21 protein-coding genes, 1 tRNA gene and 1 riboswitch are annotated in these 26,633 nt (G+C 58.1%); of the genes, 15 read left to right on the forward strand and 7 right to left on the reverse strand.

What is annotated here, in order from left to right; genetic code table 11:
• Positions 1 to 9 precede the first annotated feature (9 nt).
• From H8S23_RS09635 to H8S23_RS09685, 11 genes are all read left to right on the forward strand, one after another.
• Entirely contained in the window at positions 10 to 1,755 is a 1,746-nt protein-coding gene (locus tag H8S23_RS09635) for an NADH-dependent [FeFe] hydrogenase, group A6 (protein WP_186888133.1), read from the forward strand.
• A gap of 846 nt (positions 1,756 to 2,601) precedes the next feature.
• Positions 2,602 to 3,813, forward strand: coding sequence for a phosphoglycerate kinase (locus H8S23_RS09640; RefSeq protein WP_186888134.1), 1,212 nt, complete (start codon positions 2,602 to 2,604; stop codon positions 3,811 to 3,813).
• Positions 3,814 to 3,918: 105 nt separating this feature from the next.
• A complete protein-coding gene (tpiA, locus tag H8S23_RS09645) occupies positions 3,919 to 4,686 on the forward strand; it encodes a triose-phosphate isomerase (protein WP_186888135.1) in 768 nt (255 codons plus the stop codon).
• A gap of 211 nt (positions 4,687 to 4,897) precedes the next feature.
• On the forward strand, positions 4,898 to 6,412 hold the full coding sequence (gene gpmI / locus H8S23_RS09650; RefSeq protein WP_186888136.1) for a 2,3-bisphosphoglycerate-independent phosphoglycerate mutase: 1,515 nt from the start codon (positions 4,898 to 4,900) through the stop codon (positions 6,410 to 6,412).
• 200 nt (positions 6,413 to 6,612) lie between these two features.
• Positions 6,613 to 6,783, forward strand: a riboswitch (Lysine riboswitch).
• Positions 6,784 to 6,869: 86 nt separating this feature from the next.
• Positions 6,870 to 8,294 carry an APC family permease gene (locus tag H8S23_RS09655; protein ID WP_186888137.1) on the forward strand — a complete coding sequence of 475 codons (1,425 nt, stop codon included), beginning with the start codon at positions 6,870 to 6,872 and terminating at the stop codon, positions 8,292 to 8,294.
• Position 8,295: 1 nt separating this feature from the next.
• A complete protein-coding gene (locus H8S23_RS09660; protein ID WP_186888138.1) occupies positions 8,296 to 9,897 on the forward strand; it encodes an amidohydrolase in 1,602 nt (533 codons plus the stop codon).
• A gap of 93 nt (positions 9,898 to 9,990) precedes the next feature.
• Entirely contained in the window at positions 9,991 to 10,197 is a 207-nt protein-coding gene (locus H8S23_RS09665; RefSeq protein ID WP_186888139.1) for a hypothetical protein, read from the forward strand.
• Positions 10,194 to 10,979 carry a DUF6994 family protein gene (locus H8S23_RS09670; protein ID WP_207721140.1) on the forward strand — a complete coding sequence of 262 codons (786 nt, stop codon included), beginning with the start codon at positions 10,194 to 10,196 and terminating at the stop codon, positions 10,977 to 10,979. Before H8S23_RS09665 ends, H8S23_RS09670 begins: the two co-directional genes overlap by 4 nt.
• Before the next feature lie 393 nt (positions 10,980 to 11,372).
• The gene (locus tag H8S23_RS09675; protein WP_186888140.1) at positions 11,373 to 12,377 is read left to right on the forward strand and encodes a DUF2804 domain-containing protein; all 1,005 of its coding nucleotides are present in this window, start codon (positions 11,373 to 11,375) and stop codon (positions 12,375 to 12,377) included.
• A gap of 464 nt (positions 12,378 to 12,841) precedes the next feature.
• Positions 12,842 to 13,354 (forward strand): N-acetyltransferase, encoded by a 513-nt coding sequence (locus tag H8S23_RS09680; RefSeq protein ID WP_186888141.1) that lies wholly within the window; start codon positions 12,842 to 12,844, stop codon positions 13,352 to 13,354.
• A 67-nt stretch (positions 13,355 to 13,421) separates the two neighbouring features.
• Positions 13,422 to 13,510 (forward strand) — tRNA-Ser (locus H8S23_RS09685).
• Between the two features lie 235 nt (positions 13,511 to 13,745).
• Here the strand turns inward: H8S23_RS09685 and H8S23_RS09690 are convergent.
• Positions 13,746 to 14,183 carry a DDE-type integrase/transposase/recombinase gene (locus H8S23_RS09690; protein WP_341479914.1) on the reverse strand — a complete coding sequence of 146 codons (438 nt, stop codon included), beginning with the start codon at positions 14,181 to 14,183 and terminating at the stop codon, positions 13,746 to 13,748.
• A gap of 91 nt (positions 14,184 to 14,274) precedes the next feature.
• Here H8S23_RS09690 and H8S23_RS09695 point away from each other — a divergent pair, with 91 nt between their 5' ends.
• A complete protein-coding gene (locus H8S23_RS09695; RefSeq protein WP_186888142.1) occupies positions 14,275 to 14,766 on the forward strand; it encodes a hypothetical protein in 492 nt (163 codons plus the stop codon).
• 367 nt (positions 14,767 to 15,133) lie between these two features.
• Here H8S23_RS09695 and H8S23_RS09700 read toward each other — a convergent pair whose 3' ends face one another.
• The 5 genes from H8S23_RS09700 to H8S23_RS09720 all read right to left on the reverse strand — a co-directional run bounded on the left by H8S23_RS09700 (position 15,134) and on the right by H8S23_RS09720 (position 20,747).
• A complete protein-coding gene (locus H8S23_RS09700; protein WP_243165972.1) occupies positions 15,134 to 15,922 on the reverse strand; it encodes a class B sortase in 789 nt (262 codons plus the stop codon).
• A 166-nt stretch (positions 15,923 to 16,088) separates the two neighbouring features.
• Positions 16,089 to 18,215 (reverse strand): autotransporter outer membrane beta-barrel domain-containing protein, encoded by a 2,127-nt coding sequence (locus H8S23_RS09705; RefSeq protein ID WP_186888143.1) that lies wholly within the window; start codon positions 18,213 to 18,215, stop codon positions 16,089 to 16,091.
• The gene (locus H8S23_RS09710; protein WP_186888144.1) at positions 18,212 to 18,499 is read right to left on the reverse strand and encodes a hypothetical protein; all 288 of its coding nucleotides are present in this window, start codon (positions 18,497 to 18,499) and stop codon (positions 18,212 to 18,214) included. Before H8S23_RS09710 ends, H8S23_RS09705 begins: the two co-directional genes overlap by 4 nt.
• Before the next feature lie 38 nt (positions 18,500 to 18,537).
• Positions 18,538 to 19,095 (reverse strand): hypothetical protein, encoded by a 558-nt coding sequence (locus H8S23_RS09715; RefSeq protein ID WP_186888145.1) that lies wholly within the window; start codon positions 19,093 to 19,095, stop codon positions 18,538 to 18,540.
• An 815-nt stretch (positions 19,096 to 19,910) separates the two neighbouring features.
• Positions 19,911 to 20,747, reverse strand: a complete 837-nt coding sequence (locus H8S23_RS09720; RefSeq protein ID WP_186888146.1) for a tyrosine-type recombinase/integrase — start codon at positions 20,745 to 20,747, stop codon at positions 19,911 to 19,913.
• Positions 20,748 to 21,707: 960 nt separating this feature from the next.
• Here H8S23_RS09720 and H8S23_RS09725 point away from each other — a divergent pair.
• Entirely contained in the window at positions 21,708 to 22,388 is a 681-nt protein-coding gene (locus tag H8S23_RS09725) for a nucleotidyltransferase domain-containing protein (RefSeq protein ID WP_186888147.1), read from the forward strand.
• 398 nt (positions 22,389 to 22,786) lie between these two features.
• On the opposite strand, the gene H8S23_RS09730 is transcribed toward H8S23_RS09725, so the two are convergent.
• Entirely contained in the window at positions 22,787 to 23,320 is a 534-nt protein-coding gene (locus H8S23_RS09730) for a prolyl-tRNA synthetase associated domain-containing protein (RefSeq protein WP_186888148.1), read from the reverse strand.
• Positions 23,321 to 24,122: 802 nt separating this feature from the next.
• On the opposite strand from H8S23_RS09730, the gene H8S23_RS09735 reads away from it, so the two are divergent.
• The gene (locus H8S23_RS09735; protein ID WP_186888149.1) at positions 24,123 to 24,587 is read left to right on the forward strand and encodes a low molecular weight protein-tyrosine-phosphatase; all 465 of its coding nucleotides are present in this window, start codon (positions 24,123 to 24,125) and stop codon (positions 24,585 to 24,587) included.
• Between the two features lie 180 nt (positions 24,588 to 24,767).
• Complete coding sequence (locus H8S23_RS09740; protein ID WP_186888150.1) at positions 24,768 to 26,627, forward strand: serine hydrolase domain-containing protein; 1,860 nt, start codon at positions 24,768 to 24,770, stop codon at positions 26,625 to 26,627.
• Positions 26,628 to 26,633: the final 6 nt, after the last annotated feature.

Raw genomic sequence — 26,633 nt, forward strand, 5'->3', positions numbered from 1 at the left:
TGAAGAAACGTGGAGACTGTAAACATCAAGATCAATAACGTGCCTTACGCCGTTAAGGCCGGTTCTACCATCCTCGAGGCCTGCCATGAGGTGGGCATCGATATCCCGACCCTTTGCTACCTCAAAGAGATCAACGAGATCGGCGCTTGCCGCATCTGCGTGGTCGAGGTCAAGGGCGCGAAAAGCCTGGTCACCGCCTGCGTTTACCCGGTGAACGAGGGCATGGAGATCTTTACCAACACGCCGAAAGTTTTTGCCGCGCGCAAGACCAACCTGGAGCTGGTGCTCTCGACCCACAACAAGGACTGCCTGGCCTGTGTGCGCAACGGCTCCTGCGAGCTGCAGGCCCTTTGCCTGCGCTACGGCGTGAGCAACTCTGAGCGCTTTGCCGGTGAAATGCCGGAGAGCGAGATCGACGACATGGCCCCGCACCTGATCCGCGACAACTCCAAGTGCGTGCTGTGCCGCCGCTGCGTGGCGGTCTGCAAGAGCCTGCAGCACGTGGGCGTCATCGGCCCCAACGAGCGCGGCTTCAAGACCCACATCGGCTCCGCTTTTGAGGCGAACCTGGTGCAGACCAGCTGCATCCACTGCGGCCAGTGCATCGTGGCCTGCCCCACCGGCGCGCTGCGTGAAAAGGACGATACCGACAAGGTGTGGGCGGCTCTGGCCGACCCGACCAAGCATGTGGTGGTGCAGCCCGCGCCCAGCGTGCGCGCCACCCTGGGCGAGTGCTTCGGCGACCCGGTGGGCACCAATGTACAGGGCAAGATGGTGGCCGCGCTGCGCCGCCTGGGCTTTGACAAGGTGTTCGACACCGATTTTGCGGCCGACCTGACCATCATGGAGGAGGCGCACGAGTTCATCGAGCGCGTCCAGAACGGCGGCAAGCTGCCCCTGATCACCAGCTGCAGCCCCGGCTGGGTCAAATTCTGCGAGTATTATCACCCCGAGTTTGTGGAGAACCTGTCCAGCTGCAAGTCCCCGCAGCAGATGTTCGGCGCCACGGTCAAGAGCTATTACGCCGAGAAAGCGGGCATCGACCCCAAGGACATCGTCTGTGTGTCGGTCATGCCCTGCACGGCCAAAAAGTTTGAGATCAAGCGCAACGATCAGGATGCCAACGGCGTGCCCGACGTGGACATCTCCATCACCACCCGCGAGCTGTCCCGCATGATCGACCGCGCGGGCATCCAGTGGGCGGACCTGCCCGACGAGCAGTTTGACCCGCTGATGGGCGAGTCCACCGGCGCGGGCACCATCTTCGGCGCCACCGGCGGCGTGATGGAGGCGGCGCTGCGCACCGCCGTCGAGACCCTCACCGGCAAACCGCTGGAAAACGTGGAGTTCCACGACGTCCGCGGCACCGCGGGCATCAAGGAGGCCACCTATGACGTGGCTGGCATGCAGGTGAACGTCTGCGTGGCCAGCGGCCTGGAAAACGCGCATCAGGTGCTCAAGAGCGTTGTCAGCGGGGAAAAGAGCTATCACTTTATCGAGTTCATGGCCTGCCCGGGCGGCTGCGTGAACGGCGGCGGCCAGCCCTATCAGCCGGCCAGCGTGCGCAACTTCACCGATCTGAAAGCCCTGCGCGCGAAAGCCCTGTACAGCGAGGACGAGGGCCAGACCTATCGCAAGAGCCACGAGAACCCTGAGATCATCCAGCTTTACAAAGAGTATCTCGGCGAGCCGGGCAGCGAAAAGGCCCATCACCTGCTGCACACCACCTACCAGAAGCGCGATATCCAGTATTGAGCTTTTAGAGGCGGTACGGATCAAGAAAAAAGGGACGGCGGAAATTTTCCGCCGTCCCTTTTTTGGCGCTTTGAGGCGGCGCAGGACCGGGGGCTTTGCAAACGCTGCGGCGGGACAGGCTTTGCAATAGAACTGAAAAACATTTGCAGATCTTCGGCGAAGATCTTTACGGCAGCGCAAAAGTGGCGTTAGGAAAAGGGGCGCATCGAAGAACCAAAAATGCGCTTCCGCTCCCATCGCAAAGCCCTGCCGCTGTTCTGCGGGCTGCTCCAGGCGGCATTCCTGCAAAACGCCGGGCTTTTTGGTACAGAACACGGGAGGCGGAGACCCTCAAAAGTGCGCGTGCAGGTTTTTCAGGGATGGGATCCGTCTTTTTGACTTTCTGTTTTCAGTGGTTTTGCAGCTGCCGGACGGATCTTGACCCGAGGTTCAGCGGGAGACAAAAACGATCCGCCCCCAGGGATGGATGGGCGCTCTGCCCAAAGCCGGATATGCCGCTCCCGACGGACGGCGGGGACGCCGGCCGGCCGCGTTTTTCCCGGCGCGCCGGGGCAAGCCGGGACTTTGAAAAAGAGCGGGACGCGGACGCGCGGGACGGGGAGCGGGACGGTTTCCTCCGCCGGTGCGGCGTGCCCGCACAGGAAGCTTTCATCAACAGGACCATCTTTCCTGTTTTGTGCCCTTTTGCTTTTGTCCAAACTGTTAAAAAATTAACGTTTCGCCTGTAAAATGGCCGTTTACCGCTTGCATGCGGCGGCAAATCTTATTATAATAGAAAAGGTGAAAACCACGGCCGAAAAAGATTCGAACAGGAAAGTTTGAAATAAGAAAGGGAGTACGGTTTTTATGAGCACTCTTGGAAAAAAGACAGTTGACGAACTCGATGTAAAGGGCAAGCGCGTCCTGGTCCGGGTCGACTTCAATGTCCCCATGAAAGACGGCGCCATCACCAACGATAACCGCATCGTCGCGGCCCTGCCCACCATCAAAAAGCTGGTCGCGGAGGGCGGTAAGGTCATCCTCTGCAGCCATCTGGGCAAGCCCAAGAACGGCCCCGAGGCCAAGTTCAGCCTGGCTCCCTGCGCGGTGCGCCTGTCCGAGCTGCTGGGCCAGCCGGTCGTCTTTGCCGACGACGACCAGGTAGCCGGCGAAAAAGCCCACGCCGCTGTCGCCGCCATGAAAGACGGCGATGTGGTGCTGCTGCAGAACACCCGCTTCCGCAAAGAGGAGACCAAAAACGAGCCCGCGTTCAGCAAAGAGCTGGCCAGCCTGGCGGAAGTGTATGTCAACGACGCGTTCGGCTCCGCCCATCGCGCCCACTGCTCCACCGCAGGCGTCACCGACTATATCAAGGACACCGCCGTGGGCTACCTGATGGGCAAGGAGATCGAGTTTTTGGGCAACGCGGTCAACAGCCCGGTGCGCCCGTTCGTCGCCATCCTGGGCGGCGCGAAGGTCGCCGACAAGCTGAGCGTCATTGAAAACCTGCTGACCAAGGTGGACACCCTGATCATCGGCGGGGGCATGGCCTATACTTTCCTGAAAGCGCAGGGCATGGAGGTCGGCTCTTCCCTGGTGGATGACGAGAAGCTGGATTACTGCAGAGAGATGCTGAAAAAGGCCGAGGAGAAAGGCGTCAAGCTGCTGCTGCCGGTGGATACCGCCATTTCGGCGCACTTCCCCGACCCCATCGACGCTGTCATCGAGGTCACCTATGTGGACGCCGACAAGATCCCCGCCCACATGATGGGCCTGGATATCGGCCCCAAGACCCGCGAGGCGTTTGCCGAGGCGGTCAAGAGCGCCAAGACCGTGGTCTGGAACGGCCCCATGGGCGTGTTTGAGAACCCGGTGCTGGCCGAGGGCACCAAGGCGGTCGCCAGGGCGATGGCCGAGACCGACGCCACCACCGTCATCGGCGGCGGCGACTCCGCGGCTGCAGTCATGCAGCTGGGCTATGCGGACAAGATGACCCATATCTCCACGGGCGGCGGCGCCTCTCTGGAGTATCTGGAGGGCAAGGTCCTGCCTGGCATCGCCTGCATCGCGGACAACTGAGTATTCTGAATGCGGCGGATCCTGATCCCGCCGCATTTTTCGCAGGCAGCCGCGGCGCTGTGCCGGGGCCGCCTGTCATCACACCACACAAAGGAGAGGTTCTCAATGAATAAAGCAAAGCGCAAGGCCGTTATCGCCGGCAACTGGAAAATGAACAAGACCGCGGGCGAGGCTGCCGAGCTGATCTCCGCCCTGATCCCCGAAGTGGCGGGCGCCGACTGCGAGGTCGTCATTTGCACCCCGTTCACCGATCTGCCGGTCGCCGTCTCCAAGACTGCGGGCAGCAACATCTCGGTGGGCGCGCAGAACGTCCATTTTGAAAAGTCCGGCGCGTTTACCGGCGAGATCTCGGCCGACATGCTCACCGAGCTGGGCGTCGAGTACGTCATCATCGGCCACTCCGAGCGCCGTCAGTATTTTGCCGAGACCGACGAGACGGTCAACAAGCGGCTGAAAGCCGCCCTCGCGGCAGGGCTGAAAGTCATCCTGTGCGTGGGCGAGAGCCTGGCCCAGCGCGAGCAGGGCGTCACCAGCGAGCTGGTGGCCCTGCAGACCCGGATCGCCCTGGGGGGCGTGTCGGCGGCGGAGCTGAAAAACGTCATCATCGCCTATGAGCCCATCTGGGCCATCGGCACGGGGCTGACCGCCACCGCCGAGCAGGCGGAAGAGGTCTGCAAGACCATCCGCGAGGTCATCGCCGCCCTGTACGGCAAGGCGGAGGCGGAGGCATTCACCATCCAGTACGGCGGCAGCATGAACGCCAAGAATGCCGACGAGCTGCTGGCCATGCCGGACGTGGACGGCGGCCTGATCGGCGGCGCGTCCCTCAAGGCGCCGGATTTTGCGGCCATCGTCAAGGCTGCCAGCAAGTGATCTGCCGGGTCCGCCGGCGGCCGGGACCGGGCTCTTTCTGATGAGACGGGCGCAAACGCGCGCTGCGCACAGGTTTGCGCCCGTTTTGCTTTTGAGGCCGCTTGAGCGCCGCTTCTGCCGGGAGAAGCCCGGCCGCAAGCGGCTGCGCTGCGCGCAAAACGACAGCGCGCGCTCCGCTGTTTCAGCCTGTTAAACGAAAAGGAGAAAACCAATGAAACCTCTGGTTCTTTGTATCATGGACGGCTTCGGCAACAACCCCAGCGACTACGGCAACGCGATCCACGCGGCGAAAAAGCCGAATCTGGACCGGCTGTTTGCCGAGTGTCCCCACACCCTCATCGGCGCCTCCGGCATGGACGTGGGCCTGCCCGACGGCCAGATGGGCAACAGCGAGGTGGGGCACACTAACATCGGCGCCGGCCGCATCGTCTACCAGGAGCTCACCCGCATCACCAAGAGCATCCAGGACGGCGACTTTTTTGAGAATGAGGCGCTGGCCGCGGCTATGGACAACGCGGCGCAGGACGGCCGCGCCCTGCACCTGATGGGCCTTTTGTCCGACGGCGGCGTCCACAGCCACAACACCCACCTTTACGGTTTGCTGGAAATGGCAAAGCGCAGAGGGGTGAAAGAGGTCTATGTCCACTGCTTTATGGACGGCCGCGACGTGCCCCCCTCCTCCGGCAAGGACTACGTCGAGCAGCTGCAGGCCAAGATGGCCGAGCTGGGCGTGGGCCGCATCGCCACTGTGATGGGGCGCTATTATGCCATGGACCGCGACAACCGCTGGGACCGGGTGGAAAAAGCTTACAGCGCCATGGTCTGCGGTGAGGGCGAGCAGAACGACAGCGCCGTGGACGCGATGGCGAAGAGCTATGCCGACGGGGTCACCGACGAATTTGTGGTGCCCACTGTGATCGCCGGGGGCGCGGCGATCAAGGCGGAGGACAGCGTGATCTTTTTCAACTTCCGCCCCGACCGCGCCCGCGAGATCACCCGCACCCTGGTGGACCCCGAATTCAAGGGCTTTGAGCGGAAGAACGGCTTTTTCCCGCTCACCTACGTCTGCTTCACCCAGTACGACGCCACCATGCCGGGGGTGCTGGTGGCGTTCCGCCCCCAGAGCCTGACGAACACCTTTGGCGAGTATATCTCCCGGCTGGGCAAAACGCAGCTGCGCATTGCCGAGACCGAAAAATACGCCCATGTCACCTTCTTTTTCAACGGCGGCAAGGAAGAACCCTACGCGGGCGAGGACCGCGCCCTCATCAAGAGCCCGAAAGTTGCCACCTATGACCTGAAGCCCGAGATGAGCGCCTATGAGGTCTGCGACGAGATGGTGCGCCGCATCGAGAGCGGCAAATACGATGTGATCGTGCTCAACTTTGCCAACTGCGACATGGTGGGCCACACCGGCGTGTTCGACGCGGCGGTCAGGGCCGTCGAGGCGGTGGATGCGTGCGTGGGCCGCATCGTAAAGGCGCTGGAGCAGTGCGGCGGCGCCATGCTGCTGACTGCGGACCACGGCAACGCCGACAAGATGTACGAGCCGGACGGCAGCCCCTTTACCGCCCACACCACCAACCCCGTGCCTTTCCTGGTATACGGTGTGCCCGGCGCGAAGCTGCGCGAGGGCGGCCGTCTGGCGGATATCGCCCCCACCATGCTCAAGGTGATGGGCCTGCCCCAGCCGGAGGAGATGACCGGCGTCAGCATCATCGAGTGAGATCAGGTCCCAAAGCAAAAAAAGGCGGCGGGCGCCCCGGAACGCTGGGCGCCCGCCCCTCTTTTTTGTTTTTTGGGCGGCGGATTGTCTGTTTTCGTCTGCTTTCGCTGCAAAAGCGGGCCGAAATTTGGCATTGTAACAAAAAGTTCAAAAATAGCTGGACAGCGGCCCGGCCTTTGTGTTATAGTGAAACCACAAAAAAAGTTGATAGAGGCGCGGCGCGGATGAGTAACCGGCAGAGGGGGCACCCTGGGAAGCCGGCAAAAGGCCAAACCGCCGAAACGGACCGCCGGGCACGGCGGCTCAGTTGGGCATGGGGAGAAGATCTCCATGACTCCTGCCCCTTTAAGGGCAGAGGAGCTATCGGTGATAACTGACGCCCCTTCGCGGGTCCGGGAGTTGCATCGATGGATGCAACTTTTTTTTGTGCGACAAACCTGGAAAGGGGAAAGATCACATGAACGAAAATCAAAGCACACAGGCCGTACAGGAGCTCTCGTCGGAAAAGACAGAACTCAAGCGCGAGGTTGGCCTGTTCGGCGGCATCTCGGTGCTGGCGGGCATCATGATCGGCTCCGGCATCTTCTACATCGGCGGCATTGTGCTGCAGCGGGCCGGCATGAGCCTGGGCCTGGCGCTGCTGGTGTGGGTGGTCGGCGGCCTTATCACCCTGATGAGCGGCATCTGCTATGCCGAGCTGGGGGCCATGATGCCCAAAGCGGGCGGCGGCTATGTCTACCTGCGCGAGGCCTACGGCGAGAGGGTCGCTTTCATGAGCGGCTTCTCCAACTTCATCCTGGGCTCTTCCGGCTCCAACGCGGCGCTGGCGGTGGCGTTTTCCACCTCGATCGCCAGCATGATGCCCGGCAGCTTTTTTGCCGAGAGCGGCCTGACCCAGAAAGGGCTGGCCATCGCGATGATCGTGCTGCTCACCGTGATCAACATCTTCGGCATCAAGCTGGGCAGCACCGTGCAGAACATCTTCATGGTCCTCAAGATGCTGCCCATCTTTGCCATCCTCATCTGCGGCCTGTTTATGGGCAAGCAGAACCCCAGCCTTTCGGTCATCCCGGCTTCCAACCCCGGCTTTGCACAGATCTGCGGCATGGTGGCTTTCGGCGTGGTGGCCACCATGTGGGCCTATGAGGGCTGGACCAACCTGAACGGCATTGCGGAAGAGATCAAAAAGCCGAAAAAGAACCTGCCGCTGGCCATCATCATCTCCATCATCGGCGTCACCGTGATCTATGTGCTGTTCAACTACGCGGTCTACCGGGTGCTGCCGTATGATACCATCGTCTCCATGATCGAGAGCGGCAACTACTATCTGGGCACCGCGGCCGCAGGCAGCCTGTTTGGCAGCGCGGGCGGCCTGATCGTGGGCGCGGCCATGATCCTGGCCATCTTCAACTCGCTCAACGGCTGCGTGATGGTCTTTCCGCGCACCTACTACGCCATGGCCCGCGACGGCGCCTTTTTCAAGAGCATGGCCAAGCTGCACCCCACCTACAAGACGCCGGTCAACGCGCTGGTGGTGTCCGGCGTGGTGTCCATCGCCCTGGTCTGCGCCCGCGATCTGGGCCAGCTCACCAGCCTGGTGGCTTTCTGCGGCATGGTCTTTAACGGCCTCACTTTCTATGCGGTCATCCGGCTGCGCAAAAAGTACCCCACCATGGACCGTCCTTACAAGGTCTGGGGCTATCCCGTCATGATCATCATCATCTGCCTGATCATGGTCGGCCTGATGATCAACACTTTTATGGAGGACCCCGTCACCTCTGTCATCGGCCTGGCGGTGCCCATCGTGGGCCTGGTCCTTTACGAGCTGGTATTCAAGAAGAACCGCGAGGCGGCTGTCCGCGGTGAAGAGGAGGAAAAATAAGATGGCAATTGTCATTTATAATGCAAAGGTCTATGTGGAACGGGACAATTTTGCCCAGGCGGTGCTGGTAGAGGACGGCCTCATCCGGGCTGTGGGCACCAATGAAGAGGTCCTGGCCGCCGCCCCGGCGGATGCCGAGCGGTACGACGCCGCGGGCCGCACCGTGGTGCCGGGCTTCAACGACTCTCACCAGCACCTCTACTCGGTTGGGACCAACCTGGAATCGGTGGACGTCCACGGCGTCACCAGCATTGCGGACGTCAAGCGCATCACCCGCGCGTTTATCGAAAAAAATCAGCCCGCCCCGGGCAGTGTGGTCTACGGCAGCGGCTGGAACCAGGATTATTTCACCGACGAGTCCCGCCTGCTCACCCGGCAGGACCTGGACGAGATCTCCACCGACCTGGCCATTGTGCTGGAGCGCGCCTGCGGCCATATCCTCGTCGCCAACACCCGCGCCATCGAGCTGGCCGGCATCACAAAGGACTCGACTCCCGTGGCGGGCGGCGCGTTCGACTATGACGCCGACGGCGAGCTGACCGGCATCTTCCGCGAGAACGCCTGCAATGCTTTTACCGCCATCAAGGCCGAGCAGACCGTGGAGATGGTGGAGCACACGCTGCGCACCGCCATGGCCCATGCGGCCGAGTGCGGCGTGACCTCGGTGCAGACCATGGACGTGCGCCCGGCGGACTGGCCGGTCATGCTGGAAGCCTACAAGCGGGTGCAGCAGGACCCCACCGTCCGCGTTTATCACCAGTGCAATTTCCAGGACCCGGAGAGCTTTCAGCGCTTTCTGGACGCAGGATACAAGACCGGCGTCGGCGACGCGGTGAACAAGATCGGCCCGCTGAAGCTGTTTGTGGACGGCAGCCTGGGCGCACGCACCGCCCTGATGCGCGAACCTTATTGTGACGACCCCTCCACCAGCGGCATTGCCACCCTCACCCAGCAGGAGTTCAACACGCTGGTGGCCATGGCGGCCGAGCATGGCTGCCAGGTGGTGACCCACGCCATCGGCGACGGCGCCATCGAGCTGGTGCTGAACGGCTATGACACGGTCTGCAAAGACGGCGAGAACCCGCTGCGCCTGGGCGTGGTACACTGCCAGATCACCGACCGCCCCCTGGTGGAGCGGTTCGCGGAGAACGACATCCTGGCGCTGGTGCAGCCCATCTTCCTGCATTACGACATGACCGTGGTCGAGGACCGGGTGGGCAAGGAGCTGTCGTCCACCAGTTATGCCTTTGAGAGCATGCGCCGGCTGGGCATCCATATGAGCTTCGGCACCGATTCCCCGGTAGAGGATATGGACCCCATCGACAACCTTTACTGTGCGGTGACCCGCAAAAACCTGAACGGACAGCCGGAGGACGGCTTCTATCCCGGCGAGTGCGTGGACATCTGCGATGCGGTGGACGCCTATACTGCCGAGAGCGCCTATGTCAGCTTTGAAGAGGATGTAAAAGGCCGCATCAAGCCGGGCTATTACGCCGACCTGGTGGTGCTCAGCGAGGATATTTTCACCATGCCCGCCGACGAGCTGCGCCGCACCAAGGTGGACGCCACGATGATGGGCGGCCGGTTTGTCTACCAGAGATAATTTGAACGGCATATAATACGATCTGTTATGACCGCGCGGGGGTTCCCGCGCGGTTTTTTTGCGGGAGGTTTGTGGGGAGAGGAGAAACGGGCTGTGGGGGAAAAACGCCCGAGCGGTCTGTGCGGCAAGAGGCAATTTCCCCCAGTAAAGATGCACCGCACAAGGGCGCGCGTATTTGCCGGCGACAGTCAAAGTTCGCCCGACCGGATTGTTGACGGGGGAACCGAATTAGCTGTTCTGGAGGTGAAAAGAAGAGAAAAAACTTCCTATTTCTATTTTAAAGGAGGCCAAAAAATATGACGGCAAAGTATGAGATCATGTCGAGGAACGATATTGATGTTTCATTTGATTTTACAACGGATACTCCTGGTTATTGGGCAAACTTTTGGAACAAAAATGATGGTCTCGGGACAGGTGGCAAAGATCCGGATGTGTTAAGCAAAACATTGCAAAAATATCATCAAATCTTGTGGAGTAAAGAGCTGCCTAACGGTGAGATGCTGGATCTTTCCATTGGAAAAGGTCCTTCTTATCTTATATGGAAAAATTTTAGGTTTGGCAGTGATTCGATTACTGCGAGTTTTAGATATAAGAGATATAAAAAAATGCTGCAGCAGGTCGAAGATGCACTGCCAAACTATAGAGCATATATGGAAGCTTATATAAAAAAATCTTATACTATTGGTGGTTCTATCATTTTTCCAAAAAGAATGGGTGGGATAAATCAAAGCAGGGGCTGCAATCCTTTCATCAAAGACAGATGGGACTTATCTTTAGAATGTATTCGCAGATATTATTCAGGAGAAGAAAGTCCCTTGTCGAAAGTTTTACAGCAAGATCGAGATTTCTTTAATTTATTTGTAAATTTTAAAGGGTATGTAGACTTCTTTTATTTGCAGGATTGTGTGAGCGCAGATTATAGCGAAGTAAAGATATGGATAGGGGATGCAGAATTTACTCATGATCCGCTTCCACAAACGGTAGATTCCTATTTGGTTTGGATAAAAAGCAATTTGGATTTTGTGGAGAAAAGAAATCAATGGATCCAAAAGGTTTGTCAAAGCAAAGGAAACAAAGATTAAATAAATAATCTTAAAACTTTTTAAAAGCCGTATTTTCGTAATTTCCATAGGCAAATGAGCTCAAAAAAACGTAAATCATATGATAAAAAATTTTATTTTAAGCAATTTTTTATAAGGCAGTGTAAAAGTACTTGTGAAAAGTTATAAAGGGGCCCGTCATCCCATTTTTAAAAGCCTTTCCGATCGGCGGCTGAAAACCGGGCAGGCGCGGTTTTGTTATCCCGCCGCGCTTTCTGCCGAAAGCCTCCGGGATATCCGCCGCATACGCTGATTTTTCGCCGTAAGGCCTGCCTGCCGGGCAGCGGCCATAAAAATAAATTGATTTTTCTTGTACAATCTGACGGTTGCAGGGCGTTGCGCGGCAACGGTACAATGAATGGGAGGTGAGGCGCTATGGAACAAAAACTGTTTACCGTCCCGGGCCCTGTTTTGGATGAGAGGGGGCGCCCTGTGCCCGGATATTCCACCCGCAGCGTGCTGCGCTATGACCGCAGCGCCATAAAGGCCAGCCCTTTCCGCATCAAGGAGTGGGACTTTTATCAGGTCAGCGACCGGGAAAAGTGCCTGCAGTTCACGCTGGGGCATGCCAGCTATGCGGGACAGGTGGGCATCATGTTTTTCGACTTCATCAAGGGTGAGTGGATCGCCAACTTCGACAAGCTGCTGGCGTTCCCTTTCGGGAGCCTGCATATGCCGCAGGACGCAGAGGCGGACCATACCCTGACCTATGACAAAGGCGGTATTTTTATGCAGTACCGGGTACAGGGCGACACCCGGGTGCTGTGCTGCAAAAAGGGCGATTTTGACGCCGAGATCACCCTCACGCGGGAAAACCCCGAGTCCATCGTGATCAATATCCCGTTTGACCAGAAGCCGACCCAGTTTTACTATAACCACAAGATCAACTGTATGCGGGCCAGCGGCAGGGTGCGGGCGGGCGGCAGCGAATACGTTTTTGACCCGGCGGAAAGCTTCGGCCTGTTGGACTGGGGACGCGGGGTCTGGCCCTTTCATAACGAGTGGTTCTGGTCCAATGGCACCGGCCTGGTGGAGGGCGAGGTCTTCGGCTTTAATCTGGGCTGCGGATTCGGCAATGTGAGCGCGGCCACCGAAAACACGCTGTTTTGGCGCGGTGCGGCGCACAAGCTGGGAAAGGTCTCCATCACCCATGAGGCGGATTTCATGAAGCGCTGGCGCCTGGCCGATGAGGCGGGGCGGCTGGAGCTGGTCATGACTCCCACCTGGGACCGCACCACCAGCACAAAGGTGCTCTTCATCGACAATTGCTGTCATCAGGTGTTCGGCCGCTTCGACGGTTTTGCAGTGCTGGACGACGGCACGCGCGTGGAGGTCAAAGAGCTCTATGCCTTTGCAGAACACGCCGTGAACAACTGGTAAGCCGGACGGAGACCGCGGGACAGGAGGGGCCCCCGGGCGCGCCGCAGGGCGCTTTCTTTGCGGCAAACCGCGCCGCTGGGCCGCTTTTGACCCTGTGCGCCGCCGGCACTGCAGGGCGGTGGGTGGCGGAACGGTTTTGCGCGTCCGCCTTTTCTTCACTGCGGGCGACACTTTCAGATGACAACAGGGCGGCCTCTGCCGGGTGTGCGGCGCGGAGGGTGTCCCGCTTAAAGTTTGAAAAAAGGCGGCGGCCCGGCGCCGAAAAAAGCAAAAACGGAAGCTTCTGCGGCCACGGAACAGGTGCAAAACAGCGGGAAACGGGGAAAAGCGGCGAAGGAGCTGCTCTTTCGGCCCGGTCACGGACCCCTTTGCAGGGCCGGCTTTTTAGTGCTTTAAGGAGGAGAGCCGACCGAAAACAGATCTTTACTTTTTGAGAGCGCAGGGCGCGGAAAGGGTGCGTTTAGTTGATACGGGCAGCACAGCTGGAAGACATGGAACAGATCCTGCGGGTTTACGACACGGCCCGCAGGTATATGAAAGACAGCGGAAACCCCACCCAGTGGGGAGACGATTACCCGGCGCGGACCCTGCTGGAAAACGATATCCGCAAAGGACAGCTCTATGTGGACGAGGAGGGGGGAGCGGTGCATGGGGTTTTTGCCTTTATTCTGGGCAAGGACCCCACCTACGCTGTTATTGAACAGGGGGCCTGGAAAAACGACGCCCCCTACGGCACCATCCACCGGGTGGCGGGGGACGGCGCGGTGAAAGGTGTGTTTGCGCGCTGCCTTGCATTCTGCCTTTGCCTGAGCGGCGAGATCCGCATCGATACGCATCACGACAACCACACCATGCAGCACCTGATCGAAAAGAACGGTTTTGCGCGCTGCGGTATCATTCATGTGGAGGACGGCAGCCCGCGCATCGCCTACCAGTATGTGGGGGATATCAGGGGAAAAAGCATGGATAATTCTTGACCTTTCGCGGCACAATTGATATAATAAATAAGCGCCTCTGCGGCAGCAGCCGTGGCAGCGCCATGATGGAGAGGTATCGAAGTGGTCATAACGGGACTGACTCGAAATCAGTTGTACCGCAAGGTACCGTGGGTTCGAATCCCACCCTCTCCGCCAAGTGAGTGACCATAGCCTATTCGAACAAATCCATGAGATTTGGCGGGTAGGCTATGGTCCTTTTTTGCCCATGAGCCTTGATATTGCAAGGCTTACGGGCTTTTAATATCTCTTCTGAAAATGACACATGAAAACGCAAATAGTCCAAATTCGAAGTGCAAATAGTAAAAATTTTGAAATCTGAACCCCTATGTGTCACGGCTCATGAGAGCCTCATGGGAGGGTCATGACTGGTTCATGAGATACCCATGAACTGCTTTTCAATTTGACATGGTGTTAGATTTTTCAACGTCCGATGGGGACGTTGCGTGTTGTAGAACTTTATGCAGGAGTCAATGCCATGCTTAAAGGCTGCCTCTGACGGGTAATCCCTCCGATACAACTCCTCCTTTTTGAGAGACGCAAAGAACGACTCCGCGACCGCATTATCATGTGGTCGGCCTGAATGGGAAAATGACTGTACAAATGCACAGTCATGAAGCAATTGCTGAAAGCGATGGGATGTATATTGTGCGCCTCGATCGCTGTGAAAAATTAGTCCAGCCTCTGGCTCGCGAGTGTCACACGCCATTGTAAGCGTAGCCGTAATAAGCTGGGTGCTGTTCTTCTTGGAAACTTTATAGGCAATGATCCGGCGAGAAAACAGATCTTTTTCGTCAACACAAGCCAACAAAACAGACCTGTTTTTTATTAAAAGATAAAAGACAGGTCTGTTTTCATTTCTTAAAAAGCAAAATAAGTTAGCAGTAGAAAAGGGTATCGAAATGCCGCTATTGTCAGAAGCTGAACAAAAAATTGTAATTTTTATGAGTTTGTTAACTGGATCAAAATATTTTTATCACGATATGAGTTATACTTGGTATTATAAGGGACGTCAAATCAGAATGGGTGAAATCCCACCATTACCACCGAGTATGCAGCAACCGTTACCTGAACAAGGAAAAGATATTTTTGTTGAATTTGCAGCTACAAAACAAGATGACAATATTGTATTAACAACTAATTTACCAGAACAATGTGAGGTTTTTGCTTCAGTAAATAATAGTGGCTTCTCTCAAAAACTGTTGGTATCTGAAGGAAAGATGGTAATCATTGGTGCAAGTAATGTTAAAAAAGTAATCATTGACTCAGGGGTATTCTCTTCTGATTGCATGGTTCAAAAAATCATTGGAGATAAGTGTCGGAATCTTGTCGGAAAATATGTTAAGTACAATCCGATATTTGGTAATCAACTTATGTGTACTTTTGAATTTTAGAGGCATAATTCTTTTATTCTTTACACTTTACAGAAATATCGTTTTTGCCCAGTAGTAGCAGAACAGAAAAGCCTGTGATCTCAAGGGATCACAGGCTTTTTCTCTTTTGCGTGAACCCGGTGCGTCCGCCCACTTCGGCTGCAGCTCTAGCGGCTCTTTTTAAATCAGGATGACCGGTCGGCGCGTCCGGCTTACCCGGAGCGGACGCCCTGTCCTGAATCGGCAGAGGTCCGATCGCCCCGCAAATAAGTTTTATCCACAGGTGCTTGGCTGCCCCTTTGAAATTCAGGCGGCGGGAGCCGCCCGGGCAAGGGCCGCACAGCAGAACGGCAGAAAGGCTGGAAAAGAACTGACCGCTTTGCTGTTTTTATTGGCTCGCCCCGCCGCCGATCTTTTTCGCCACAACGACAAACCGCCCGTTTTCGGCGTGATAGCTGCAGGTGGAAAGGGTGAGAAGCTGATCGCCGTGCTCTGCCTCCACGCCCGTATCGTAGAGCGCGGAGCTCTTCACCTGCCGGAGATAATCCTCAAAAACAGCTTTCTCCCGCAGATCAGTATAGTTGTAATAGCGGAAGGCCCCCTCCGCGTCCGCGGGGCAGACCTCTGAATAGAAAGCCGCCAAAACGGTATACTCGCCCTTTTCGTACAGGGTATCAAAGCGGATCACCGGATGTTCCTGCCAGAATTTTTTGTCAGCATAGGAGAGCAGCCCGGCAAACATGGTGCCGTTGTTCATATGGTGGCCGTAGAGGATATAATTCCCGCAGCCGGCAGAGCATCTTGCATCCAGGAATGGGGTGCCGCTGAGGGCGCTGCTGCCGTCAAAAGCCCTGCGCAGGTAATGCTCCGGGTCATCCGGCGTATACATGACGGGGTAGTTCAGTTCGGTACCCTCCAGGGCGATCCAGCCGAACAGGTCGGGGTTCTGCCCATACAGGGACGCATATTCCAGGAGGATACCGTCGTCTGTGGTCAAAGGGGCCGATGTGTTCTGGTCCGAGGCTTGTGAGGAGTTTTGCAAGATCTGCTGTGCGATCTCCTGAAAGGCTTTTTCTTCCTGCCATCCAGTCAGAAAATGGGAGAGCAGCATAGAGCCGGAGATGCAGAACAGAATGAGAAAAAGTATTGTGAGGATCCAGACTTGCTTTTGTTTCATGGTGATCCTATCCTATCTGCCGGGAGTATTCAGCAATGCTTTGCCCGGGAGGCGTATTCTTCTTCAGTTACGGGCGACTTGCCCTGCCGGGGCAGGCGGCGCTGTTTTTAAGTCCAAAACACAAACACGGCGCAGAGAGATGACCTCCGCGCCGTGTTTCATCAGATCATTTTGCCTGCTTGCCGTGACAGTTCCGCTTTTTAGAAATTGCAAAAGTGGTGCCAAGGCCGATGACGGAAACGAGCAGCAGAGAAACATAGACCCCTAAGTGATTGGTGTCGCCCGTCTGAGGATTGGTTTTATCCGGCCGGGAGGGCGGGGATGCAGGCGTGGTCGTCGTGCTGCCGGTAGCGGGGATCTCCACGGTCGCTCTTTTATAGTGGCAGACGGAGCATTCCTCGTACTTGCTGCCTTTTTCAGAAGCGGTGGCCTCCTTATCGATGACCCAATGGAAAGTATGGACAACAACGGCATCTTTCCCATGGCAGACCGTGCATTCGTGCCAATGGCCGTTTGCATCGTAGTTCCAGTCGGTGCCATAGGAGTGGCCGGTGGCAGCAATTGCGACAGGCTTTTCGATTTCAGTTGTCCCATTTTCGTCCGAGAAGAGTTTATTGCAAACGCTGCAAGTCCAATAAGCCTCATGACCGGCTTGTGTGCAGGCGGCAGGCTTTTTCTCGGTTTTTGTCAAGCTGTGGGCAAGCAGATCGCCGTATTCTTTGCCGCAGACGGCGCAAACCGCTTTTTGGGTGCAGGTAGCCGTGCCGCGGGTATGAGTCGCGCAGTTCACGGTCCCGTTGTTGGTGACTTTCCCTTCACCATCGACGGTCCCCTGGTTTGTCAAGGTAACGCCTGCCGGGACGGTGAGGCTTGCGCCGGAGGGAATCGTTAAAGTCGTCCCGGCAGGAATGGTGACATCCCCGGGAATAACGGCATCGCCGACCACTGTCCCTTTTGTCCCGTTGATCAAAACGCTGTTTGCGATGCTGCCCTCAAAGGTTTCCGAGCCGGAAGTGCTGATCCAGGAGCCATTAGAAGAGGCGGCGCCATTTGCCTTGATCCCGTTTGCACCCTCTACACCTTTGGCTTCCACAATGCTGTCGGCAATGCTCACATTTTGGGGAGAGTAGATCGCCACATCATTGCTGGACTCAGCAGCTACCGTACTGCCGGTCATGGTAACGCCGCCATTGCCTCGAATTGCCGGCCAATACCCGCTGGCCTCCACATCCGAACCGTCTGTAATGGAAACAGAGCCGGGGGTAAAGATCCCCGCGTCACCGCCGGATACTGTTGTCACTTGGCTGCCGGAAATGCTCACGCTGTTCTCTGCAAAGATAGAGGGATAGCTTGCGCTATTTTCCGCCTTAGCAGTCACGGCGGCGTCATTTGAAATGTTGATAGCGTCCCATGCACAAATAGCATTTGCGCCTTTACCCGTTGAGACCGCCGTGACGGTCCCGCCTGAAATAGAGACATTATTTCCGCCAATTGCATAAATGCCAAAATCGTCCGTGCCGGGGAACTCGCTTTTAGCCTCCACGGTGCTGTCGGTGATCGTGACATTTCCATTTGTTGAGATCCCGGCGGCGTTGGCGCTGGCTGCAGTTACAGTGGAATTTTCGATTTTGATCTCGCCGCTTGATGCGGCCAGGGCCGCGTCGTATTCGCTGTTTTGGGCAAACGCTTTCACGATACTGCCGCCTGTGACGGTTACGCCGTTGGTTCCGGAGATCCCCGACTTGTTCGTCGATGTCGCCTCTACTGTTGCGCCATTCTGTATCGTTACGATACCTTGCGAACTGAGAATTGCCGCGCTGCTGTTCCCTGTAGTATTTGCGGAGACCTTAGTTCCATCTACCGTAAGACCTTTTAAACCCGCAACCGCATAGGACACGCCATCAGCGGTCAAAGAGCCTTCCCCTGTGATGGTCAGGGTACCGGTCACAAAGATACACTGATCCGCACGCATTGTGTTTGTACCGATCAGGTTTATGATCAGATCCTTATTATTTGGCGCATAGATAATGGAATTCCCCGATCCGTCATATGACAAATTGGCGTTGTTCAGGGTAAGGGTATTGGCAGTAGCATCATAAGAAACACTGCCGCCGTCCTCCAGAATATCCGCCGCGTTGCTGTCGCTTACCCATGTGTTTTTCGTGTTGCCTGTGGCTCCGGTATTGATCTGGACCCCATATTCTGCCGCAAACACTGTCATCCCACACAGGGAGAAAACCATAGTCAGCATCAGAAGAACGGATATTAGCCTGCCCGGCTTTGCCTGTTTCATGTTTCTCTCTTCCTTTCGTTGCTTTCTGCACCTTTTTTCGGCGCGAATGCGATCAAAAACTGTTTCGCCTGCTCCTGCGTTTCAAAGGAACAGCTCTGTCCGATAAGATAGGCCGCCGCATCCTCCCATTCCCGCAGACTGAAAGCCGCCGCGTCGATCTCCTGCAGATAATGAGGAAGCAAAGCCGAGCTGCCAGCACCCGCCAGGTCGGACAGGTAGGTGCAGCCGGATTTTGCCGCCAGAATATCCAGCAGACCTAAAGAACTTCTGTTTAAAATGCCCATGACCTGCTCCTCTCTGTCTTCAAATCCAACACAAGAGACTAAGGTTTTTCTGCGCAGTTTTGCTGCTGTTCTGGGGCCTTTGGTCCTTGCAGAGCTGAATCGATCAGCAGCATCAACTCCAAAACGCTCCGAAAATACTGCTTTTGCTGGCCCTGCTTCCAGTAGATCTCCCCCTGCCAGCTGCTGTGCTGGCGGTAGAGCACCCGGATGTAGAACACCTCCAAGGCCCTGTCTGCGTGGCAAAACAGCTGCGGCTCCCAACAAGGGGAGAGGGGCTTGGGCTTTTCTTCATTCAGCCACGCCAGATATTCCTGCTTTTCCTGCGCTCTCGTCTTTTTCTGAGGGAAGAAGCTGCGCCTTTGAGTATCGGGCTGCGGGCAATCCAATTCATCCAGTATGCGCTCCATCCACAAAAGCGCGCCGCTCACGGAGGAAAATTGCCCCGGCTCCTTAAAAAACAGATGGCGGACAGACCATCTTTCCGGGGCGTTTCTCTCGCCAAAGGTCAGCATGAAAAGCCGGGCGTTGGGCGGCAGGGTCACGCTGGAATAAACAGGTCGATCTTTTTGGGGAATTTCATATCTGCGTTTTATCATGAGCCACCCTCATCCTCCACTTCCTGTTGTTGCCCTCCCGGAATACCACCTTGTAAAGGTCGCTTTGGGCGCCGGGGGGAGTTCTCCACCAAAGGAGATGTCTTCAGCTTTATCTTGAATAGGCCAAAGCCTTTGCCGAGATCAACGATATTCCTGTTTGCAATTTGTCTACCAGCCGCTCCATAAGGACGGATGCGGCCCGGCAGACAGTTTGCTGATCGCAGCCCGTAGTTTCCCCACGCGTCTGCAGCAGTTCCTCCAGCTCTAAATACACCATCTCCTTTTTTGGCAAAATAAAGAAACAGCCGGCGTATTGGCCGGTTTTAAGTTTTCACTGTACCCCGGCTGCAGTCGGGCCTGTGTGCTGAAAGCCCTTGGCTTTGGCACAGTCGGCTTGCGCCGGCCGTGCTTCTGCTTACGTCACCACAGAATAATCCTTCTGTGGTAAACGCTGCGGCGAAAGGGGAAAAATTTGGCCGGCAAAGCAAAGGGGAAGCCCTGCTGTTTTTGCAGAGCCTCCCCTTTGGGGCAGAATAAAAAAACCTGTAACACGGAAAAGGTTTCAGGCTTTTTTGTTGTGCGCAAATTTTAGTTTTTCTTCCAACTCCGTCTGTTTTTGCGGCCGCTTCTCTTGAAAAGAGAGAAAAATCGTGCTATGTTATATGTAATCACATTAAGTCTGAAAGTGTAAGCAGGGGCAAGCGTACCACAGAAGGATTATTTCATGGTGTGATTTTCTCCATTAGATGCGTTTTGCGGCGATGGTGAAAGAAACAGGCAAACCACAGAAGGATTATTCTGTGGTTTTTTTTCTTTTAGAGGATCAGTTTCATTCGGTTCAAGACCTTTTCATGGGCCGCGGCGCTCACCGCCACATAAATTCGCGTTGTCTCGATCCTGCTGTGGCCCAGCACATCGGCCAGGTGCGCCAGGTTGTGTTCAACAGCATAAAAGGTGCGGGCGAACAGGTGGCGCAGGTTGTGGGGGAATATCTTGCGGGAGTCTACGTTTGCCGCCCGGCTCAGGCGCTTCATGTCGTGGCAGATGTTGGCCCGGTCTAAGGGCTTGCCGGTTTTGGTGCGGAAGATATGACCGCTTTCAATGCCGTGTTCCTTTGCATACCGAAGCAGCCTGCCCCGCAGATCCTTTTGCAGGATGATGGTGCGGTTTTTGCCTTTCATGCGAATCTCCGCCCGGCCTGTTTTTGCTGCTTCCACCGTGATAGACGCCAGTTCGCTCACCCGGATGCCGGTGCCGCATACGGTCAGCATCAGCAGATACAGCCGCTCGTTTCCCCTCGCCCGAGCCGCCGCCAGCAGCCGTTTGTACTCCGCTTCAGAGAGCTCCCGCGCTTCATCCAGAAATGCCTGCCGCTGCACTTTCAGCAGCTTTACCTTACAGTCCTGCCGACCGCTAAAATCCAGGAACGCGCCTATGGCTGACAGCGCCCCGTTGACGGTCTGGGCTCTGCTCTTGCCTTGCAGATACTCCCGGTATTCTAAAAGACGGGTCTTTGTAAGCTCTGTACCCTGTAAAAATGCCGCCAGACGCCGTACCGCCCGGACATATTTGCTCACTGTGGCTCGGGATTTTTCATTGAGGTACAGGTGGGCTTCAAACGCCTGCACACTCTGCTCTGTGATTTCTTTCATTGTATAAACACCTCCTGCATATCATTCTCTTCCATTTTACCTGCGGCTATGCAGGAAGAAATGAGGCGCCTATAAAATGGGGCGGAGCAGGCCAAACCTGCCCGCGCCGCCATATAAAAATGCTGCCCATGTGGGCAGCATTTTTGTGGTAAAGCGAACTCAATAAGTTGAGGACATACCCCGGGATTTCACAGCAGCCGAGGAGGGGGCCTTTCTTGCGGCCCTGGCGGCCAGCGTTTTCTTCCGCTGTGTTGGTGCGGCCATTTTCGCTGCGCACCGCAATGCCCGCGTGGTCAGAAGAACTCTCCCGGCCGTCCTCATCCCCACCGAAAAAGGGGATGCCGTGGGGCGGCAGGGCGCTTTGTCCATCGAATTATCACGACGCGGCGGGTGATCGTTTAGGGGAAGGAAAAGCCGCAGGGGAGAAGACACGAGGCCCTCGGCAAAAGCCCGGCGGCGCCGAAAGGAGCGGGCCGATAGGCATGACAAGCTGATTTTTTCTTTTCAAAAGGGAGAGGAACACCGTGCAGGGGGCGGCAGACGACTGCGGAACTGCTTTTCGCAGCGGTGCAGACCTGTTATAATGAAACTGTCTGTCGCTTTATAAAAAGCGGCGCGCGGGAACAAAGAGACAGGGGCTGCAAAAAACATCACCGGGACGCAGCAGAGGACCGGCTGTGCAAAGCGCAGAGAAAAGCGGGGCCCGGGAGCCTGCGCGCTGCGCGGCGGCAGGGACAGGATCTGTGCAAAGCAAAAGGGCGGAAAAAACCGCCCTTGACGCGCTCTTTACAGGGCTTTGCAGCGTCGGGCGGCCCGGCGCTGGCAGGGCGGTGCGAAAAAATGTGGAGCACAGCGCAGCCCGATCAGCGCTGCGCTGTGCTCCGGCGCAGATCCTGCACTGGGGAGCTGCGGGCTGACTTGGGCGCTTTTGTGCGCGCCCGGACAAAGGAGGAGAAACGGATGGTACCGATCAGGCAGTGGATGGAAGCATTTGCCGCAAGTGTGCTGGAGGAGTTTGGCGAGCGCATCGTTTTTATCGGCCTGCAGGGCAGCTATGGTAGGGGAGAGGCCACGGAGGACAGCGACCTGGACGTGGTGGTCATCTTTGATAAGCTGGGCCCGCCGGAGCTGGCGCGCTATGCTGCGCTGCTGGAGAAGATGGAGCACCGCGAAAAGATCTGCGGTTTTGTGTCCGGCAAAGCGGAACTGCAGGGCTGGGACCGCGCGGATCTCTTCCAGTTCTGCCGGGACACCACGCCGGTGCACGGCAGCCTGGATTTTCTTTGCCCGCAGCCGGGCCCGCAGGACGCACGGCGGGCGGTGCTCACAGGGGCATGCGATCTTTACCACGGCTGCTGTCACAACCTGCTGCATGAAAAAGATCCGGCTGTGCTGGCTGGTCTGTATAAAGGGGCTGCGTTTGTGCTGCAGGCAAAATATTTTTGCGAGAGCGGGGCCTATATCCGCAGAAAAGAGGAACTGATCCCGCTCCTGCAGGGGCCGGACCAACGGTTGATGGAGACTGCCCGGGAGCTGCGCCGCCGCCCGGAGACAGCGGCGCAGCAGTTTGGATCCCTCTCACAGGAGCTGCTGCGCTGGAGCAGCGAAGCGATCGCCGCCTATGGGGGCGGCGGGCGGTGACAGCCGCCCCGTCCCGCGCGAAAAAGCGGAACACCATTCCCCGGCGCGGGCAGACAGGGCCGTGCGCGGCCTGACCTGCTGATCAAAGGTGGACAGGTCCGGCTTTTCAGCGGGACAGACGCTGGAAGCGGGCGTTCCGCGGTCTGCAGGGGGCGCTGCGCTGAAAAGGACGGAGGCTTTTTACGCCCCCCTCCAGAATACAATAGAAAAAAGCCGCCCCAGAACGGCAAAGCGGCTTTTGGGCCCCGGGCCATGGCTTTTTGGGGACAGAGCAGGCGCGTAGGTGCGAAAAAAGCGGCAGAGTGACCGCTGTTCCTCAAGTTCAGGAGAAAATGCGCGTTGGCTCTGCGGCAATTTTTTCGCAGAGGCGTCCTTTTTTGTCCGCGGGACGGTGTCTTTTAAAGCCGCACCACGGTGGGCTCATGCCCCACGGCGGGCAGGAACTTATGCAGCAGGTCCTCGGTGCGCAGTTTGATGCTGCTGGTATTCTGGCAGGGGTGGCAGCCCACGTACTCGTCCCGCAGCACCTCTTCGTCGATGACCAGGCGCACCTGCTTGTCCGTGTCGTTCATCAGGCCCAGCACGCTGACGCTGCCGGGGTGCAGGCCGAGGAACTGTTCCATAAAGTCCTCGCTGCCAAAGCTGAGGCGGGCCACGCCCAGCTGGGCCGAGAGGTCCTTGGTCTTGAAAGGCTTGTCCCCGGGCATCATCAGCAGATAAAACCGGGTCTGCTGGCGGTTGCAGAGAAACAGGTTTTTGCAGATGAGCACGTCCAGCACCCGGTCGATCTCCTTGCAGACCTCCATAGTGGTGGCGGGGGCGTGGTCGGTGCGCAGGTACTCCACGCCCAGACGGTCCAGCAGATCGTAAGTGCGCACCTCGCGCGCTTCGCGGCCGCGGCAGTCCTCCGGCCGCCCGTGAAAAATTTCCATGTGATGACCTCCTCGGCCCGCCGACAGGGCGGGCGGACAATTTTTGAGGAGACGGGTCTTGCATCGCGCGCCTCGTCTCGTCTGTCTATTATACCATAGACGCGTAAGCGTCTATGGTATAATTGCGCATCAAAAGCCGGTTGCCCTGTGCGCGCGGGCGCGCAGGGCGAGGCGCTGCGCATAAGGGGTATCGCGCCCGCTTTGCGGGCGTGATACCATAGACGCGTAAGCGTCTATGGTATAATTGCGCATCAAAAGCCGGTTGCCCTGTGCGCGCGGGCGCGCAGGGCGAGGCGCTGCGCATAAGGGGTATCGCGCCTGCTTTGCGGGCGTGATACCATAGACGCGTAAGCGTCTATGGTATAATTGCGCATCAAAAGCCGGTCGCCCTGTGCGCGTGGGCGCGCAGGGCGAGGCGCTGCGCATAAAGGGACAGGGGTGAAGCAGAACCTCCGCAGCCGCGAAAAGCGACCGGCTGTGCCGGCACGGGATGCGGCGAAGCAGACAAAGAGGCCTTTTCGCCGGTGCCGCGAAAAGGAGATAAGCCGGTGCGGCGTTCAGCAAAGACAGGGAAAGGGCCGCACGGCGGCACGGTCTGCCGGCGCCAAGCGGCGGCTCTTCATCGGGCGGGCAGACGCGCAAGGCAGAAAAAAGAAGAGGAGAACGCCCTCCCTTCAAAGAACGATGATCTGTGCGGGTCCGCAAAAAAAGAACGTAAGTTTGAGGCAAAACACAAAAACGAAAAAACGCCGGATAGCCCGTTGCATCAGGGTTTGAAGGCTTGTGAAGGGATATAAAAGAGATGATAAAAATACTTTTTGTCTGCCACGGCAATATCTGCCGTTCGCCCATGGCGGAGTTTTTGTTCCGTGATCTGCTGCATAAACAGGGGCTGGAGGGACGGGCGCTGGTGGCCAGCGCAGCCACCAGCGCGGAGGAGATCGGCAACCCGGTGTATCCCCCGGCACGGCGCAAACTGGCGCAGCTGGGCATCGACGCGGGCGGCAAACGGGCCGTCCAGCTTGTCCGGGCCGATTATGGCCGCTGGGACCGGCTTATCGGCATGGAGCAGTATAATATCCGCAACATGCTGCGCATCCTGGGCGGTGACCCGGAGGGGAAAGTCTTTCGCCTGCTGGATTTCACCGCCCGCCCGCGGGATATTGAGGACCCGTGGTACAGCGGCGATTTTGATACGGCCTGCACAGAGATCCGCGAGGGCTGCGCGGCGCTGCTGGACCGGCTGCGGGCAGAGGGGCAGCTCTGAGATCGCGGCGGCGTGCCCCCGCGCTTCAAGAAAAAGATCTGCCCCCGGTCTCTCCGCGCCTGCTCACAGCGCACCGCGGGGCAGAACAACACGCCCGGCGGCGGGCCCGTTTGCTCCCGCGGGCCGGACGCGGTATAATACAGTAGATATCGGATCTTTGCCGGTGGGAGGGAAAGCGGTATGGCTTTGATGACACAGGTAAAAACGCTGCGGCTGCTGCGGGAGGTACTGCTGGGCCACGGCACCCGCGTGCTGCCCTATGAGCCGGACTCCAAGCCGGAGTTCACCGGCGGCGGCCCGGCCCAGAGGATGCCCCGCAGCGGGCCGGAGGCGGAGGGCATGTCCAGCGTTGCGCTGGCGCAGCTCTACTGCGATCTGGCCGCGGCAAAAGGGGCCTGCGTGCACGGGCTGATCGTGGCGCGGCATGGACGGGTGGTCAGCGAGGGCTGGTTTGCCCCGTTTCGGTCCGGGGTGTGGCATGTCACCCATTCGCTGTGCAAAAGCTTTACCGGCACCGCGGTGGGGCTGGCTGTGGAGGAGGGCTTTTTTGGCCTGGACGATAAGGTGGCGGACTATTTCCCGGAGTACTGCAGCCTGCTGACCAGCCGGCGCACCCGGGCCATCACAGTGCGCCATCTGCTGACCATGTGCAGCGGCATCACCTTCAACGAGATGGGGGAGGCGCTGGAGCGGGACTGGGTGCGGGCCATCTTTGAATCGGAGGTCGCGTTTGAGCCGGGCGCGAAGTTTGTTTACAACAGCATGAACAGCTATCTGCTCAGCGCGCTGGTGAAAAAGACCACCGGGCAGGGCCTGACGGATTTTTTGACCCCGCGCATCTTTGAGCCGCTGGGCTTTGGCCCCGTGGGATGGGAGAAATGCCCCTGCGGCATTGAAAAGGGCGGCTGGGGCATGTATCTGGACCCGGAAGACATGCTCAAATTCGGTCAGCTTTATCTGCAGGGCGGCGTTTGGCGCGGGCCGCAGGGAGAGCGCCGCCTGATCCCCGAAGCCTGGGCGCGGGAGGCCGTGCGCACCCAGATCACCGGCGCGGACGGCGAGTACGGCTGGCAGATCTGGACGCGGGAAGAGGACGGCAGCTTTTTGATGAACGGCATGTTCGGCCAGTATGTGGCGGTCTTTCCGCAGCAGGACGTCGTTGCGGTGCTGACCTCGGGCAACGGCAACCTGCTCACCGACTCGGTGGCCTATACCCGCCTGAGGGCGGCGCTGGCACAGCCGCATTTTTCAGACGGGCCGCTGCCCGCGGACCCGGCGGGGGAAAAAGAACTGGCCCGCGTGCTGGCGGCGCTGGAGTTTGACCGCCCGGTGCCCCCGCCTCCGCTGCCGCAGCCCTGGTACCGCGCGGCCTGGGCGCGCCTGAGCAAAAGGGCGCGCGGGCCGCAGCCGGCCCCGCCGCCCCGCGCCCTGCCCCCCGAGGCGCTGGCTTTTTGCGGCGAAACCTGGCGGTTTGAAAAGAGCAGGGGCGGCCTGATGCCGATGATCCTGCAGTTTATGGACGGACGCTTTTCCGACGGGGTGCGGGCGCTGCGCATCGAGGCCGCGGAGGACGCGCTGATCCTGTATTGGGAAGAGGGCGGCGCGACGCTGTGTCTGCCCGCGGGCTGGAAGCGTTGGGCCGACGGCCGCGTGTGCATGCAGGGGGAGACCTTTCTCACTGCGGCGCGCGCCGAGGTAAAGCTGGATGAGGACGACCAGCCGGTGCTGAAGATCCAGCTCTGCCTGCCCGAACACAGCTCCTGCCGCCGCATCAAGCTCTCGCGGCAGGAGGAGGGCGTGCTGCTGCGGCTGGACGAGAGCCCCAGCCTGGCCCTTGCCATCAGCAAGGTGGTGGGGCAGGCGGCGAACACGGGCACAAAGGACCCCATGTCCGACCTGCTGCTGGGCGGCGGCTACCCACAGTATCGGGTGCAGCAGCTGATCGCCCCGCAGCTGCGGGGCGTGGTCACCCACGCCGGAGATCCGGCCCTGGCGGCGGAAGCGCAGCCCGCAGGCCGGGAGATCACAAAGCAGGGATAGGTGAAA

It is taken from the genome of Anaerofilum hominis, assembly GCF_014287275.1.
Taxonomy (GTDB): Bacteria; Bacillota; Clostridia; order Oscillospirales; family Ruminococcaceae; genus Pygmaiobacter; species Pygmaiobacter hominis.